Consider the following 15,635-nt stretch of genomic DNA (forward strand, 5'->3'; position numbering starts at 1 on the left):
TCGATCGACGTCACGCCCGCGCCGCCTCGGTGCGCGAGAGCAGGTCGGCGACGACGGTGTCGCGGGTCAGCGGCACGTCCAGACTACGGGCATTGCCCTCGAGCAGGGACAACACCGATTCGGCGAGGATGCCCTCGATGTGGTCCGAGGACAGTCCGGGGGCCGCGCGCCAGCTGTTGACCACGCCGTCGACGAAGCCGACCGTGCCGAAGGCCATGGGGCGGGCCCGGTTCCGGTCGATGCCGAAACGGTGCAGGGCGTCGGCGAACAGGTCCGCGAGCCGCCCGCCGATCCGGTCGCGGGCCCCGGCCAGCGCGGTGGAGGATTCGCCGTGCGGGTCGGCGGCGGTGAGGAAGCGGTGCAGGTTGGGGTGGCGTTCCACCCAGCCGACGTAGGTGCCGACGGCTCCGCGCACCAGGTCGCGGACGGTGCCGTCGGGGTGCAGGCGCGGCATGAGTTCGGCGGTGAGGCCGTCGAGGATGTGGCGGCGGATGGCTTCGTCGAGGTCGGTGCGGCCGTCGAAGTGCCGGTAGACGACCGGGCGCGGGACCGAGAGGCGGTCGGCGATCTGCTGGACGGAGATCTCGGTGCCGTGCTCCTCGATCACGGTCAGCGCGGCGTCGAGCATCTCGACGCGGCGGCGGGCCTTGTGGTCGTCCCAGCGCGTACTGCGGCCGTCGGCGCCCGGCGGCGCGGGTGTGCTGCGTCGGGTCCCGGTCACGCGCCTTACGATACCCACCTCCGACATTGACCGTGACGGCATGTACCACTAATCTGAGTGTAACAGCCTGTATCAGTAATAGTCGGGAGCTGTCATGGGCGACAACGCGGTCTCCACGCCTGCGCGCGGCCTCTCCGGGCGCGAATCATTCGCCCAGCGTTTGCTGGCCGGATCGGTGAAGAAGTCCTACGACCCGGTCGTCGATCTGGACTGGGACGCCCCGCTGGACCCGGACAAGCTCTTCCTGCCGCCCGAGGTCATCTCGCTCTTCGGCACCCCGCTCTGGGACGCCATGACGCCCGAGCAGCGCCGCGAACTCTCCCGCCAGGAACTCGCCAATGTGCTCTCGGTCGGCATCTGGTTCGAGAACCTGCTCAATCGCCTGCTGCTGCGCGAACTCATGGCCGGTGACCCGACCTCGCGGCACGCGCACTACACGCTCACCGAGATGGGCGACGAATGCCGGCACATGATGATGTTCGGCAAGCTCATCGACCGCATCGAGGCGCGGCCCTACTGGCCCAACCGGTTCGAGCGCTGGACCATCAGCGCGCTGCAGCAGCTGCTGCGCGGGTCCATGGTGTGGGTGGGCGCGCTGGTCGGCGAGGAGATCTTCGACGCGCTGCAGCGCCGCACCCTCGACGATCCGCAGTTGCAGCCCTTGGTCGCGCGGGCCATGCGCATCCACGTCACCGAGGAGGCGCGGCACATCGGGTTCGCCCGCGACGCCCTGGCGCACCGGGCGCCGAGCATGTCGAAGGCCGAAACGCTGTACACGCGACTGTGTGTGGCGGTGGCCGCTCCCCTGTTCGTGTACCTGATGACCAACTGGCACATATACGTCCGCGCGGGCATCGAGGACGGGCGGGCGGCACGGCGGATGGCCCGCGCCAACCCGCATTCGCGGCGCGCACTGGGGCTGGGCGCGGCGAATCTCGGCGCGTACCTGGACGAACAGGGGCTGATGGGGCCGATCGGCAAGCGCGTGTGGCGACGCCGAGGGCTGCTGTGAGGTTCCGGCGGGACCGCCGCGATCCCCGGCCACCGGCCGACCCGGAGAACTTCGCCGAACCCGAACCGGCGCCGGACTATTCGGGCCCGGCGCTACTGGACGCGCCGGGCGTCGAAGTCGCGGTGCGAGTCGCGCTGACCGGCCACCTCGATCCCACCGATGGCCAGTTCCATTGGTACGGAAGGATTTCCACCGACGACGGTGCAACTCTGCCCGATCCCGGGCGCGGTCAGGTCTTCCTGACCGTGCCGGGCCGGTCCCCGGCGCCCGGCGTGCTCCAGGAGCGTGATCCGTGGGGCAATCTGCGCATCACCGGGATCGGCGCGCCGCCGTTCACGCTGTAGCGCGACGCCGTTCGGGTCGCTAGCGGGTCAAGCCGATGAAATCGGCCATGGCCTCGACGGAGTACGCGAAGAACGGTCCGGCCGGATCCATGCTGTTGTCGAGCTGGCCGAACAGTTCGAAGGTGACCGTGCCGTAGAGCTGCGTCCACGCCATGACCCCGCGCACCACGGCGACCTCGGGCAGACCGGGCGCGACCTGCTCGGCGATGCCCGCGGACTGGGCGGCCAGCACCGGATCGACCGATTCGTCGGGCACCGTGAGACTGGCCGACTTCCACGCCCGGTTGACCACGCCGAGCGCGGCCACCGGCACCCGGGACGCGGGGCCGACCGTGGATTCGGGGGCCCGATAGCCCGGCACGGGCGAGCCGTAGACCAAGGCGTACTCGTGCGGGTGCGCCTTGGCCCAATCCCGGACCGCATGGGAGATCGCCCGCCACTGCGCCCGGGGCGTGTCCGCGGCGGCGACCGCGTTCTCGACCGCGTCGGCGATGCTGTCGTACGCCTCGATGATGAGCGTGGTCAGCAGGTCGTCACGGCTGGGGAAGTAGCGGTACAGCGCCGAGGACACCATGCCCAGTTCACGGGCGATGGCCCGCAGCGACAGCGCGGGGGCGCCGGATTCGGCGAGCTGCCGGCGCGCGGCGTCGGTGATCTCGCGGGTGATCTCGGCTCTGGCCCGGGCGCGGGCGGTTCGGGGGACGCTCATCCCGATAGTGTGCCACGTTTCGGATCACCTGAATATTTCGAGAGCACTGCTCTTGACATTCCGTGAGGCGTGCATGCACACTGATCACAACAGAGAGCACCGCTCTCAAAGAGTGAAGGAAGACCCCATGGACGCCCACACCGCCGCCACCCGCTACATCGGCCCCACCGGTCTCGACCCCTACATGAACCGCTTCTTCAATATGCTCCCCAAGCTCGGCATCAGCGTCGCGGGCTCGCGGCTGCTGGCGGTGCGCGGCCGTACATCCGGCGAATGGCGCACCACCCTGGTCAATGTCCTGACCATCGACGACACCCGCTACCTGGTCGCCCCGCGCGGCCACACCCAGTGGGTCCGCAATCTGCGCGTCGCCGGGACCGGCGAACTCCGCCTGGGCCGCAAGTCCGAGACCTTCACCGCCACCGAACTCCCCGACGCCGACAAGATCCCCGTCCTGCGCGCCTACCTCGACCGCTGGGGCTGGGAGGTCGGCCGCTTCTTCGAGGGCGTCACCAAGAACGCCACCGACGCCGAACTGGCGGACATCGCACCGGGATTCCCGGTCTTCGTCCTGCACTGACCCACCCCGGCTCCCTGCCCGACGCTGACATCAAGGCCGGGCCGCAGTCCAGCCGTCCACCACGACGTCTGTCCCGCTGTCGACCGCCTCGAGCTTCGACCCGAGAACACCTCGCCCCGGCAAGGCCTGCGCCTTGCCGGGGCGATTTCATGCCCGGGCGCGGATGCGCTCGTGCCGGTGGACTGCCGGACCACTCCTGTCCGGCGATGTCAGCGGCCCGCCGGACCAGGGGACGCTGTCGGTGCGTGAGGCCGCGGCCGGGCCTGCCCAGCAGCGGCGCATCGAGAACGAGCGGGAGCTGTTCACAGGTGCCGTACCGGCAGGGCCCGGAGTGGCGCGATCCCAGCGGACCGCCCGGTGTCGGCAGGCCGCCGTACGGGATCTCGCCGACCGGCGTCAGCGCAGTTCGTCGAGGGTTTCGTTGTCGCGGGCGACGAAAGCGCGGCCGTCGGCGGTGAAGACGATGGGGCGCTGGATGAGGCGGGGGTGCGTGGCCAGGGCCTCGATCCAGCGGTCGCGGTCGGCGGGGGTGCGACCCCAGGAGGCGACGCCGAGTTCCTTGGCCTGGGCCTCAGCGGTGCGGGTGATGTCCCACGGTTCGAGGCCGAGTTTGGTCAGGGCGGCGCGGATTTCGTCGGCCGAGGGCGGGTTGTCGAGGTAGCGGCGCTCGACATAGTCCGAGCCGGTTTCCTCGAGCACCGCTTTGGCGGTGCGGCTCTTGGAGCACTGCGGGTTGTGCCAGATTTCGGTCGCCATGCCGCCAGCCTAGGCGGCGGCGCCGGCTCCCCCGGTCACCGGCACGGGTCAGGACGTACCGACCGGCACGGTCAGGGCACGGGCGGCCGGACGGTCACAGCCAGTCGACGACCCAGCGGTAGGGGCGCATCCAGTACAGGCCGCCGTCGGGAATCGGCGCGCCCCAGCGCTGTTCGGCCTGGGTCAGCTGCCAGCGGTATTCGGGAGCGGGTTCACCGCCGTGGATCTCGAGCAGGTGCCGCCGCCAGCTGCCGATCATGGCGGGGACGACCTGACGGTCGTTCTCGTAGGCCCACTCCATGTTTCGGGTCATCAGGCTGTCGACGGCGTGGTTGGCGGCGTTCGGGTCGCCGGTGCTCAGCGAGTGCAGGAACGCGGCCACCAGGTTGTAGGCGATGGCGTCGTGCACCGAGGTCTGGCCGTTCTCGAGCGACCAGATACCCAGGTAGGTGGGTCCCTGCTCGTCGATCCACACCGAATGCGCCTCGCCGACCCGATTGTCGAAGATGAGCGCGGTGAGCAGGCCCAGGGTGGCCTTGCCCATGATGAGCGGGTCCGGTCGCCCGGTGCCGACGGCGTCGTCGATCAGCGCCCGGTAGGCGGCGGCGGCGATGCCCGGACGGTTGGCGTCCATCAGCGCGTCGGCGGTCGCGCCGCCCGCGAGCTGCTCGGCCGGCGGCTGCGCCGGACCGGTCGCGAGCTGCGGCGCACCGTCACCGACCCGCAGGTACTGGGTCGCCATGGCGTCGGGCGCGACGGCGGGATCGAGCGGCGGCAGGCCCGGCACCGGGCCGGACTGCGCGGCACCGAAATCGGCTCCCGGCGCACCGGGTTCGGGCTGCGCGCCAGCGGGTTCCAGCGGCGAGAACGCCTGATCAGGCTGTGCCGAGCCGGGTTCGGGGAAGGCCGCGCCCGGTTCGGGGAACAGTGCGCCCGGGTCGGGGAACAGTGTGCCCGGGTCGGGAAAGGGTGCGCCCGGTCCGGGCGATATGGCGCCGGGTTCGACCAGCGGCGCGCCATTGCGGAGCGGGTCCTCGAGGCCGAGGTCGATGGCGAGCGGGTCACGCAGGGCGGGGGCGGTCTGCAGATATTCCAGTGCCACCCGGGCGAATTCGTTGTCCTGGGTCTCGAGCCATTCGCGCCCGGCCCGCAGGGTGTCGATGAGGTGTCCGCCGACGCCCTGTTCGATGGCGGCGCACAGCGCGTAGTACCCGTAGCCGCGGTAGTCGTCGTGGCCGACGCCCTCGGTGATCAGCAGTTGCGCATATCTGCTTGCCAGGTCGTGTCTTTCGATGTCGCCGAGCAGGGTGCAGGCGGTCATGGCCGCCATCAGCACTTCGGCGTGTTCGCCGTGGGCGCGGCGCAGGTCGATGCAGCGGTCGGCCATGAGGACGGCGCTGTCGGGCAGGTCCTGCTGGGTGGCGGCCTCGACGGCCATGGAGTACATGGTGGCGAGGGTGGCGGGCGGGATGTCGGCCGGGTAGCGGGCCGGGCCGTGTTCGGCCAGGTGCAGGGCCTGGGCGTAATCGCCCGCGGCGAAGGCGGATCGGAAGCGGTAGGAGACGATCCAGCCGTATTCCTTGGGATCGGGGACCCCGGCCAGCTCGTCGTCGAACGCCGACAACCGCGCCAGCGCCTCCTCGGCCCGGCCGGTCTCCAGCATGCCGCTCGCCTCGTTCATCACCTCGACGAACGCATTTCGATCCATGGCCTACTCGCCTTCCCGCATATGTCAGCCCCGGATCGTATGACCGCACCACGACCCCGCGCGGTCACTGAGGTCAAGGTCATAGTTTGACGCCACCCCACATGACCACGCGTTGTCATTCGCGTGGCACGTTGTGTCACAACGGTATTCCCGCACCTCGACACGAACCCGCCTCCCTGCGGGCCACTCTCGCGTCGCGGTCGATCCGTCCTGCCCCCAATCTAACGACAACACACCGAACGAACCCGTAACCACCCTCGGCGCGTCTCGTTGGGCGATTCCTGATCGGCGAGCCGCCGCGCACCGGCTCGGATATACTTCAGGGACGATTTATATATCCCCGTGGAGGTGACCATGACGAAAACCCTGATCGACATTCCGGATGACCTCATGGAACAGGCCCGGCGGGTCACCGGTGGGGCCACGAAAACCGAGACCGTCCGCACGGCGCTGCGCCTGCTGGTCCAGCAACGTCAGCAGCACGACGCCATCGCGTGGTTCGCCGACTCGGCGCCCTTCCTACCCGAGGCCGAACCGACCGGGGAGGCCGAGCCGCAGCAGCCGCGATGACCGGCGGCGGAAATCTCGCGCTGTACCTCGCCGATCACAGCGCGGTATCCCGAATTCAAACCCGCCCGGCCGTGCGCGCGGCATTCGACCGCCTCAACGCCGCCGTCGGCGTCCTGTGCTCGAATGCCGTCACGCTGGACGAGGCCTGCTATAGCGCCCGCAATGCCCAGGACCTGGAACGCATCATCACGATCTATACGGGAGTGTTCCGTTTCCTCCCGATGGATCCCGCGATCGACCGGTTGGTACGCACGATCCGGCAACAACTCTGGGCGCACGGCCACGGCCGTTCCGCCCAGGCGACGGATGTCCTGATCGCGGCGACCGCGGTCCATTACGACGCCACGGTTCTGCACTACGACAGGCATTTCGAACTGATCGCCGGCGTCTTCCCGACACTGCGACACCAGTGGATCGTTCCGCGCGGAACCGCGGAGTGACCGCGCGGTCCGTCACAGGACCGGCAGGGTGGTGTCCGGGGCGGGGGTGAAGGTGACGATGCGGCGGCGGGGATCGCCGGGTAGTTCGAGGTTCTCGTAGGCGAGGGTGAGATCGCCGGAGTGGGGGTGGCGGACGCGTTTGCCGCCGTGGGTGCGGTGTTCGACGTCGCCGGCGCGCCAGAGGGCGGCGAATGCGGGGCTGCCGGTGGCGAGTTCGTCGATGAGGGCGGTGGTGGCGGGGTCGTCGGGGTAGCGGCCGGCGACGCGGCGCAGCTGGGCGACGGTGGCGGCGGCCACGTCGTCCCAGTCGAGATAGAAGGCGCGGGCGGCGGGGGCGAAGAACAGTGAGCGGGCCATATTGTCGCCGATCAGATCGCCGAAGACGTAGTGCGCCAGCGGGTTCGCGGCGAGCACGTCGAACAGGTCGGTGATGAGCGCGGCGGGAGCCTTGTCGATCAGGTCGAGCATGCGCAGCAGTTCGGGACGCGGTGCGGCGGACGTGGTTTCGGAGCGCCGGGGCGGGCGGGCGAGCGCGTGCAGGTGCTCGGTTTCGACGGGGTTGAGGCGCAGGGCGGCGGCTAGGGAGTCGAGGACTTCGGCGGAGGGGTTGGCGGCGCGGCCCTGTTCGAGGCGCTGGTAGTACTCGGCGCTGATTCCGGCGAGGTGCGCGAGTTCGGCGCGGCGCAGACCGGGGACCCGGCGTGGCCCCGAGGGCGGCAGTCCGGTGTCTCGCGGATCGACGCGCGCCCGCCGGGACTTCAGGAATTCCGCCAGATCCTCGCGCACGGCCATGTCCGCAGTGTGACACAGGACCCGGGTGGCCCCGCGAGTACGAGGCACGGCGTGCACTGGTTGCCGCCGGCGCGGGCGAGCAGGCTCGGTGGCGAGAGTTCACCACCGATTCCCTTGCACCGGAGGAGTTTTGCCATGACCGCCACCGCTCAGCAGCGCGCCGACATCATCGAGGCCGTCACCCGCCTGTTCTGGTTCATCGACATTCGCGACTGGGACGCCTTCCCGGGCGTCTTCGCCGACGTGGTCACCCTCGACTACTCGAGCGTGTGGGGTGGTGAGCCCGCGACGGTGAATCCTGGTCAGATTCGGGCGGATTGGGAGAAGTTGATCGGCGCGTTCGACGCCACGCAGCATCTGCTGGGCAATCATCTGGTGACCGTCGACGGTGATCGGGCCGAGGTGACCGCCGTCTTCCAGGCGGTGCATCTGCTGGCCAATCCGCTCGGTTCGCCGCGCTGGACGCTGGGCGGCACCTACCGGATCGGCTTGCGCCTGGTGGCCGGTGTGGAAGGTCGAGGCCATGGTGATGTCCGCGCAGTGGGCCGACGGCAACAAGGACATCATGAACCTGGTGTCGGGCGGGCAGCGGCCGACCGCCGCGTAGCGGCTGCGCGAAGGGGAATCGGGGAGGGCTGTACCTCTCTCCCCTTTCAACATATATCGCAGTGGGGGGCTTGCGGCAAGGCCCCCGTGGTGGCGCACAATCGCTGGCCGAGGGCTGCGGCCTGCGCGGATGGCGCGCGGGCGGCGGCCGGGGACCGGCTGGGCGGAAGGTGTGGTGCTGATGTCTGATCAGGGATACGAGAACGAACTGCGGTCCGAGCGCGACTACGTGGCCGGGCTGTATGAACGGCTGGACGCCGAGCGGGCGCGGGTGCGCGGCCGGTACGGCGAGACGCTGACGGTGCGCGGCAATGCGACGGTGCTGGTGGAGCGGGATGCCGAGGCGCGGGCGCTGGCCAAGGAGATGACCCGGCTGGGTGTGGCCGACAACGGCCTGTGCTTCGGGCGTCTCGACAGCGAGACCGGCGAGCACGCCTACATCGGCCGGATCGGCATCTACGACGAGACCAACGAATTCGAGCCGCTGCTGCAGGATTGGCGGGCCCCGGCGTCGCAGGCGTTCTACACCGCGACCGCCGCGACCCCGGAGCGCATGCGCCGGCGTCGCCAATTCCACACGCGGGGCCGTGACGTGGTGGATTTCACCGACGAGGTGTTCGGCCGTCCCGGGGACGGGGAGCGCGGTGACGCGGCCCTGCTGGCGGCGGTCAACGCGCCGCGCGGCGAGGGCATGCGCGACATCGTGGCGACGATCCAGGCCGAGCAGGACCGCATCATCCGGCTCGATCACCCGGGCGTGCTGGTGATCGAGGGCGGGCCGGGCACCGGCAAGACCGTGGTGGCGCTGCACCGGGTGGCGTATCTGCTGTACACGCAGCGTGAGCAGATGGAACGCAACGGCGTGCTCGTGGTGGGCCCGAATACGGCCTTCCTGAAGCACATCGGGCGCGTGCTGCCGTCGCTGGGCGAGACCAACGTGGTGTTCACCACCACCGCGGATCTCATGCCCGGCGTGCACGCGACCGCCGAGGATGTTCCGGAGGTGGCCCGGCTCAAGGGTGCGCTGGGCATCCTCGAGGTGTTGAAAGCGGCGATCGCGGACCGGCAGCGGGTGCCTGCGGAGCCGGCGTCCCTGGAGCTCTCGGATGTGACGGTCCGCATCGGCGCGGACATCGCGGACTGGGCGCGGTCGGAGGCCCGCGAGAGCGGTCTGCCGCACAATCTGGCCCGCGCCACTTTCGTGGAGGTGCTCACCTGGGCGTTGACCGAGCGCGCGATCGCCCGCATCGGTCGGGGCTGGCTCACCCGCGAGGACCGCGAGGCGTGGGAGAACATGCGCACCGACCTGCGCACCGAACTCGCCGAGCACGAGGGCTTCACCGCCCTGCTCGACGAACTGTGGCCGACGCTCACGCCGGAACAGCTACTGGCGGAACTGTTGTCGTCGACCGACCGGCTGCGCGCGGCGGGCGCCGACCAGTCGCTCTGGCGGGCCGAGGGCGAGGCCTGGACGGTGTCGGATGTCCCGCTGCTCGACGAGCTGGCCGACCTGCTGGGCCGCGACACCTCCGCCGAGGAAGCCGCCGCCGAGCGGGAACGCAAGGCGCAGGCCGCCTACGCCGAGGGCGTGCTGGATCTGCTGGTGAGCCGCGCCGACCACATGGACGACGAGGACCATCTGTTCGCCACCGACATGCTCTACGGCGAGGACCTGGCCGAGCGGTTCATCGAACGCGACACCCGTGAACTGGCCGAACGCGCTGCCGCGGACCGGGATTGGACCTACCGGCACATCGTGGTCGACGAGGCCCAGGAGCTGTCGGCCATGGATTGGCGGGTGCTGATGCGCCGCTGCCCCGGCCATTCCTTCACCGTGGTGGGCGATCTCGCACAGCGTCGTTCCGCGGCGGGCGCGACCTCGTGGGGCGCGATGCTGGACCCCTACGTTCCGGGCCGCTGGCAGTACCGCTCGCTCACCGTGAACTACCGCACCCCGGCGGAGATCATGGCCGTCGCCGCGGCCGTGCTCGCCGACTTCTCCCCCGACGTCACCCCGCCGGATTCGGTCCGAGCCTGCGGCGTCCAACCCTGGGCCCGGCAGCTCTCCACCGACGACATGCCCTCGGCCATCGAGGAATTCGTCCGCGACGAGGCCGCCCGCGAGGGCACCAGTATCGTGATCGGCCCGCCCGGTATGCCGGGCACGGTCCCCGCCTCGGAGACCAAGGGCCTCGAGTTCGACGCCGTCCTGGTGGTCGAGCCCGAGCACATCCTCGCCGACGGCCCCCGCGGCGCGGCCGAACTGTACGTCGCCCTCACCCGCGCCACCCAGCGCCTGGGCGTCCTGCACCGGGGCCCGCTCCCGCGTGCCCTGACCGGGCTCTACACGTCGAAGTACAGCTCGAATTCGTAGGGGTGGGGGCGCAGGTTGATCTCGGCGATCTCGGTGTCGCGCTTGAGGCGGATCCAGGTGTCGATGAGGTCCTCGGTGAACACCCCGCCCTGGGTGAGGTAGTCGTGGTCGGCCTCGAGACGGTCGATGACCGCGTCGAGGCCGGCCGGGGTCTGGGTGACCTCGGCGGACTCCTCGGGGGTGAGTTCGTAGAGGTCCTTGTCGACCGGCAGGGCGGGCTCGATCTTGTTGGTGATGCCGTCGAGTCCGGCCATCATCATGGCGGCGAAGGACAGGTACGGGTTGCCCGAGGAGTCGGGGCAGCGGAATTCGAGACGTTTGGCGCGGGCATTGGTGCCGGTCACCGGGATGCGTACGGCGGCGGAGCGATTGCGCTGGCTGTAGACCAGATTCACCGGGGCCTCGTAGCCGGGGACGAGGCGTTTGTAGGAGTTCACCGTCGGGTTGGTGAAGGCCAGCAGTGACGGCGCGTGGTGCAGCAGCCCGCCGATGTAGTGCCGGGCCAGATCCGACAGTCCGGCGTAGCCCGCCTCGTCGTAGAACAGCGGCGCGCCGTCCTTCCACAGGGATTGGTGCACGTGCATGCCGGACCCGTTGTCGCCGAAGAGCGGTTTGGGCATGAAGGTGACGGTCTTGCCGCCCGCCCAGGCGGTGTTCTTGATGATGTACTTGTAGAGCATGAGGTCGTCGGCGGCGGCGAGCAGGGTGTTGAACCGGTAGTTGATCTCGGCCTGTCCGGCGGTGCCGACCTCGTGGTGGCCCTTCTCCAATTCGAATCCGGCCTGTTGCAGGTGCGTGCACATGGCGTCGCGCAGATCGACGTCGGCGTCGTAGGGGGCGACGGGGAAATAGCCGCCCTTGGGCCGGACTTTGTAGCCGCGGTTGGGAGTTCCGTCGGGATTGACTCTCTCGCCGGTATTCCAGTCCGCCGACGACGAATCCACTTCATAGAAGGCCCGGTTCATGCCGGTGTCGTAACGGACCGTGTCGAAGATGTAGAACTCGGCTTCGGGGCCGAAATAGGCGGTGTCGGCGATTCCGGTGGAGCGCAGGTATTCCTCGGCCTTGCGGGCCACATTGCGGGGGTCGCGGCTGTAGGCGGCGCGGGTGTGCGGGTCGTGCACGAAACAACTGATATTGAGGGTCTTGGCGGCGCGGAACGAATCCAGTTGCGCGGTGCGCAGATCCGGCAGCAACAGCATGTCGGATTCGTGGATGGCCTGGAAGCCGCGCACCGAGGAGCCGTCGAAGGCGATGCCGTCCTCGACCAGCTCCGGGCCGAACATGCTCGCCGGGATCGAGAAGTGCTGCTGGATGCCGGGGACGTCGCAGAAGCGGATGTCGACGTACTCGACGTCCTCGGCGTCGATGTAGTCCTGTACTCCATTGGTGGTAGGGGTGATCACCGCTGCCTCCTCGTGGCCGCGCACGCCTACCCGATCGGACGGCCCGGTCGGGGTCCGGCGGTCCTGTCGTGCTAACAGGTTACGTCGCGGAGACACCCGGACGGAGACGAATGAGCTTGTGCACCAAGATCATTCGCTACAATGGTCAGCGTGCAGACGTCGGCGCGGGATCCACGGCTCCGGCCTGCCCTGCCGCTCCCCCTGTGTTTTGGCACAGTGCACAACTCGCCTGTCCCAGTTCTTCTCCATTGCCCCTGGTCCGCCCCACACGCTGTGCGATCTGCTGGAACCGTGAGTTCAACATCGGTAGCGGGGACGACCCCGCGCACCATGGTCGAGGCGTTCCAGGCCACCGCCGCCCGTTATCCGGACGCGATCGCGTTGCGCACCCTCGGCGGGGCGGTCTCGATCACCTGGCGCGAGTACGCCGACCGGGTGCGCGCCATCGCCACCGGCCTCGCGGCGCTCGGCGTCGGCCGGGGCGACACGGTGGCGCTGATGATGACCAACCGGCCCGAATTCCACCTGTGCGACACCGCGATCCTGCACACCGGCGCGACCCCGTTCTCGGTGTACAACACCAATCCGGTGGAGGTGCTCGCCTACCAGTTCACCAATGCGGGCAACAAGGCCGTGATCTGCGAGGCGCAGTTCGCGCCGCAGGTCCGCGCCGCGGTGGCACGGGCCGCCGAGCAGGGCGCGACCGTGGAACACGTGATCTGTGTCGACGAGGCGCTCGCGGGGTGCGTCGTACTGACGGAGATCGAGGCCGCCACGCCGGGCGGGTTCGACTTCGAATCCGCCTGGCGCGCCGTGGCTCCCGAGGATCTGCTCACCATCGTCTACACCTCCGGCACCACCGGCCCGCCCAAGGGCGTGGAGCTCACCCACACCAATTTCCTCGAGAACGCCCGTGTGGTGGACGAGTTCGGCGGTGGCACCCCCGCCGACCGGGTGATCTCCTATCTGCCCGACGCGCACGCCGCCAATCGCTGGCTCTCGCACTATCTCTCGATCCTGACCGGCGGCCAGATCACCACCTGCCCGGACCTGAAACAGGTCGCCGCGGCGCTGTCCGAGGTGCATCCGACCGTGTTCATGGGTGTGCCGCGCGTGTGGGTGAAAGTCAAAGCGGCGCTGGAGGAACGCTTCGCCGCCGAGCCGAGCTCGATCAGACGCCGCCTCATCGCCTGGGCGATCGCGAGCGGCCGGGCGCGAGCCCGCGCGGCGTCGGAGGGACGCACGCTGAACGTCCTCGACACCTGGCGGTTCCGGCTGGCGGATCGCCTGGTGCTGTCGGCCGTGCGAGCGCAGCTGGGCCTGGACCGGATTCGCATCGCCGTCACCGGCTCCGCCCCGATCCCGAAGGACACCCACGAGTTCTTCCTCGGCCTGGGCCTGCCGCTGTGCGAGGGCTACGGGATGACCGAGTGCACCGCGGGCGCGACCATGGACCGCCCGGCCCGCATCAAGATCGGCACCGTCGGCACCGCGTTCCCCGGCACCGAAGTCGCCATCGCCGAGGACGGCGAGGTGTTGGTGCGCGGCGGCAGCGTGATGCGCGGCTATCGCGGTGAGCCCGCCAAGACCGCCGAGACCGTGGATGCCGACGGCTGGCTGCACACCGGCGATATCGGCGAACTCGACACCGAGGGCTTCCTGCGGATCGTGGACCGCAAGAAGGAACTCATCATCAACGCGGCCGGCAAGAACATGTCGCCCACCACTATCGAGAACACCGTCACCGAGCACACTCCCCTGGCGGGTGCGGTGGTGGCGATCGGTGAGGGTCGCGCCTACAACACCGCGCTGATCTGCCTGGACCCCGACCTGGCCGCCGCGTTCGCCGAGCGCCATCAGCTAACCGAGCGGGACATCGCGGCCCTGGCCCGCGATCCGCGCGTGCTCGCCACCCTCCAGGAAGGCGTGGACGCGGCGAACGGCAAGCTCTCACGGGTGGAGCAGATCAAGAAGTTCGCGGTGCTGCCGGAGGTGTGGATCCCGGGCTCCGATCACCTCACGGCGACCGGAAAACTCAGGCGCAAACCCATAGCTATCACCTACGCCGCTACTATCGAGTCGCTGTACGGGTAGTAGGAGAGTTATGCACGCGCGATTACGGGATCGGACGCTCGAGGAGCTGTACCGACGCGCCGTCGTGGCGCGCGCGGAATTCCCCGCCCTCGCGCCGCCCTACCCCAAGCTCCCGGAATCCCTGGTGACCAGCGGTTTCGAGCGCGGCACGGCCCTGAACGTGGACCTGTTCTTCGAGTTCCTGCGCACCGGTGTCGCGCCCTCGCCCGAGGACACCGCCGAGGTCGTGCAGATCGCGTTGAGCCGCATCCGCGACGGCGAGACGCTCGAGGAAGTGCTCAACCGATACAGCCTGGGCGCGGAGCTGATCTGGTCGCGGGTGCGCGAGACCGCCCACGGACCCGAACGCGAACTCCTCGACGACGCCGCGATCTCGCTGCTGCGCTACATCACCCTGCTCACCACCCGCATCGCCACCGCCTGCGCGCAGCGCGCCCACGACCCGCGCTGGGAGTTGCTGGAACGCCGCCGGGCCATTGCCGACGCGCTGCTCACCGGCCGCGACCCCGTCGAGTGGGCGGGCGAACCCGCGGTGGCGGTGCCCGACGCGTTCCTGCTCGCCGCCTTCCGGCTCGGGTCCGCCCGCGGCGGCGACACGAGCGAACTGCGCCACCGCATCGAAGCCATCCCGGGTGTGTTCCTGCGCCTGGACAGCGGCGGCTGGACAGCCCTGCTGCCACTGCATTCCGGCGACGACGGCACGGCGACCCTGGCGGCGCTCACCGCGCGCCTGCCGGGCCGGCTCGCTCTCGGGCACTCCGCACCGGCCGAGCAGCCGCGCTCGGCCGCGCCCGCCCCGTTCTGGGTCGGCGTCGCCACCGCGGCGAGCCGCGCCGCGATCCCCGAGGTGTTCGCCGAGGTGCGCACGCTGGCCGAGCTCGGCCGCTGCCTGGGCCGCCCGCAGCCGGTGTGCCGCCGCGCGGACCTGATGTTCGAATACACCGTCGCCGCAGGTGGTTCCGCGCGCCCCGGGCTGGCGGCCGTGCTCGAGCCGCTCGACAGTCAGACGGTGCTGACCGACACCCTGGACGTGTTCGTGGACACCGGCTTCAACCAGCTGGCCACGGCCCGGCTGCTCAACGTCCACCGCAATACCGTCACCTATCGCCTGGCCCGGGTGCACGAGCTGACGGGCCTGGATCCGCACCGCCCGACCGACGCCATGACCCTGTCGGCCGCCCGGATCGCCCGGCGGCTCGAAACCGCCTGCTTCGCACCGTAGTTGGCGCCGCCACCGATCCCACGCCGGGTGGCTGCACGCCGCCGGTCCGCGCCGCACGCCGCGCATCCCGGTCCGTCGCACACGGCTCCTGGTCGCGGTCCGCAACGTACCCGCGTGGTGGACTGTCGTTCCTCCTGCCCGTTCCCCCGAGCCCGCGGTTTGGTCGGCTGCACAATGCCCTCGGCTACTCTCTTGGCGATTGCCGATACCGGCGCGCGGGCACTGTGCGGTGTGCTGAACACCGACGACGAGGTCATGCGGCGCGGCATCCGGTCCGCGCCCGCCGGGACCTCCCGACCAT

15 protein-coding genes are annotated in these 15,635 nt (G+C 69.9%); 9 read left to right on the forward strand and 6 right to left on the reverse strand.

Going from position 1 to position 15,635, the window contains the following annotated elements; all coding sequences use genetic code 11:
- Positions 1-10: 10 nt before the first annotated feature.
- Positions 11-721, reverse strand: coding sequence for a TetR/AcrR family transcriptional regulator (locus tag ACFRAQ_RS34040; protein ID WP_379107100.1), 711 nt, complete (start codon positions 719-721; stop codon positions 11-13).
- Between the two features lie 94 nt (positions 722-815).
- Here ACFRAQ_RS34040 and ACFRAQ_RS34045 point away from each other — a divergent pair, with 94 nt between their 5' ends.
- Together ACFRAQ_RS34045 and ACFRAQ_RS34050 are read left to right on the forward strand one after the other, a co-directional pair.
- Positions 816-1,733: a diiron oxygenase gene (locus ACFRAQ_RS34045; RefSeq protein WP_379107102.1), complete on the forward strand. Its 918-nt coding sequence runs from the start codon at positions 816-818 to the stop codon at positions 1,731-1,733.
- On the forward strand, positions 1,730-2,077 hold the full coding sequence (locus ACFRAQ_RS34050; protein WP_379107105.1) for a DUF4873 domain-containing protein: 348 nt from the start codon (positions 1,730-1,732) through the stop codon (positions 2,075-2,077). Before ACFRAQ_RS34045 ends, ACFRAQ_RS34050 begins: the two co-directional genes overlap by 4 nt.
- A gap of 19 nt (positions 2,078-2,096) precedes the next feature.
- Here the strand turns inward: ACFRAQ_RS34050 and ACFRAQ_RS34055 are convergent, their stop codons facing one another.
- Positions 2,097-2,786 carry a TetR/AcrR family transcriptional regulator gene (locus tag ACFRAQ_RS34055; protein ID WP_379107107.1) on the reverse strand — a complete coding sequence of 230 codons (690 nt, stop codon included), beginning with the start codon at positions 2,784-2,786 and terminating at the stop codon, positions 2,097-2,099.
- A 127-nt stretch (positions 2,787-2,913) separates the two neighbouring features.
- Here ACFRAQ_RS34055 and ACFRAQ_RS34060 point away from each other — a divergent pair, with 127 nt between their 5' ends.
- Complete coding sequence (locus ACFRAQ_RS34060; RefSeq protein ID WP_379107110.1) at positions 2,914-3,366, forward strand: nitroreductase/quinone reductase family protein; 453 nt, start codon at positions 2,914-2,916, stop codon at positions 3,364-3,366.
- Between the two features lie 396 nt (positions 3,367-3,762).
- On the opposite strand, the gene ACFRAQ_RS34065 is transcribed toward ACFRAQ_RS34060, so the two are convergent.
- Positions 3,763-4,122, reverse strand: a complete 360-nt coding sequence (locus ACFRAQ_RS34065; RefSeq protein WP_357283966.1) for an arsenate reductase family protein — start codon at positions 4,120-4,122, stop codon at positions 3,763-3,765.
- A gap of 94 nt (positions 4,123-4,216) precedes the next feature.
- Entirely contained in the window at positions 4,217-5,830 is a 1,614-nt protein-coding gene (locus ACFRAQ_RS34070) for a hypothetical protein (RefSeq protein ID WP_379107112.1), read from the reverse strand.
- A gap of 354 nt (positions 5,831-6,184) precedes the next feature.
- Here ACFRAQ_RS34070 and ACFRAQ_RS34075 point away from each other — a divergent pair, with 354 nt between their 5' ends.
- Both ACFRAQ_RS34075 and ACFRAQ_RS34080 read left to right on the forward strand, forming a co-directional pair.
- Positions 6,185-6,400: a type II toxin-antitoxin system VapB family antitoxin gene (locus tag ACFRAQ_RS34075; RefSeq protein ID WP_379107115.1), complete on the forward strand. Its 216-nt coding sequence runs from the start codon at positions 6,185-6,187 to the stop codon at positions 6,398-6,400.
- Positions 6,397-6,840 (forward strand): PIN domain-containing protein, encoded by a 444-nt coding sequence (locus ACFRAQ_RS34080; protein ID WP_379107118.1) that lies wholly within the window; start codon positions 6,397-6,399, stop codon positions 6,838-6,840. Before ACFRAQ_RS34075 ends, ACFRAQ_RS34080 begins: the two co-directional genes overlap by 4 nt.
- 12 nt (positions 6,841-6,852) lie before the next feature.
- On the opposite strand, the gene ACFRAQ_RS34085 is transcribed toward ACFRAQ_RS34080, so the two are convergent.
- On the reverse strand, positions 6,853-7,632 hold the full coding sequence (locus ACFRAQ_RS34085; protein WP_379107120.1) for a helix-turn-helix domain-containing protein: 780 nt from the start codon (positions 7,630-7,632) through the stop codon (positions 6,853-6,855).
- 135 nt (positions 7,633-7,767) lie between these two features.
- Here ACFRAQ_RS34085 and ACFRAQ_RS34090 point away from each other — a divergent pair, with 135 nt between their 5' ends.
- Both ACFRAQ_RS34090 and helR read left to right on the forward strand, forming a co-directional pair.
- The gene (locus ACFRAQ_RS34090) at positions 7,768-8,427 is read left to right on the forward strand and encodes a nuclear transport factor 2 family protein (protein WP_379107122.1); all 660 of its coding nucleotides are present in this window, start codon (positions 7,768-7,770) and stop codon (positions 8,425-8,427) included.
- A complete protein-coding gene (gene helR / locus ACFRAQ_RS34095; RefSeq protein ID WP_379107124.1) occupies positions 8,420-10,612 on the forward strand; it encodes an RNA polymerase recycling motor ATPase HelR in 2,193 nt (730 codons plus the stop codon). Before ACFRAQ_RS34090 ends, helR begins: the two co-directional genes overlap by 8 nt.
- Here helR and glnA read toward each other — a convergent pair.
- Positions 10,582-12,018: a type I glutamate--ammonia ligase gene (gene glnA, locus ACFRAQ_RS34100; protein WP_379107127.1), complete on the reverse strand. Its 1,437-nt coding sequence runs from the start codon at positions 12,016-12,018 to the stop codon at positions 10,582-10,584. The two genes, helR and glnA, sit on opposite strands and share 31 nt — an antisense overlap.
- Before the next feature lie 330 nt (positions 12,019-12,348).
- Between glnA and ACFRAQ_RS34105 the strand changes: the two genes are divergently transcribed.
- A complete protein-coding gene (locus tag ACFRAQ_RS34105; protein WP_379107224.1) occupies positions 12,349-14,112 on the forward strand; it encodes an AMP-dependent synthetase/ligase in 1,764 nt (587 codons plus the stop codon).
- 10 nt (positions 14,113-14,122) lie between these two features.
- Complete coding sequence (locus ACFRAQ_RS34110; RefSeq protein ID WP_379107129.1) at positions 14,123-15,334, forward strand: PucR family transcriptional regulator; 1,212 nt, start codon at positions 14,123-14,125, stop codon at positions 15,332-15,334.
- Positions 15,335-15,635 lie beyond the last annotated feature (301 nt).

The sequence above is a fragment of the Nocardia sp. NPDC056611 genome, from assembly GCF_042792755.1.
Lineage (GTDB): Bacteria > Actinomycetota > Actinomycetes > Mycobacteriales > Mycobacteriaceae > Nocardia.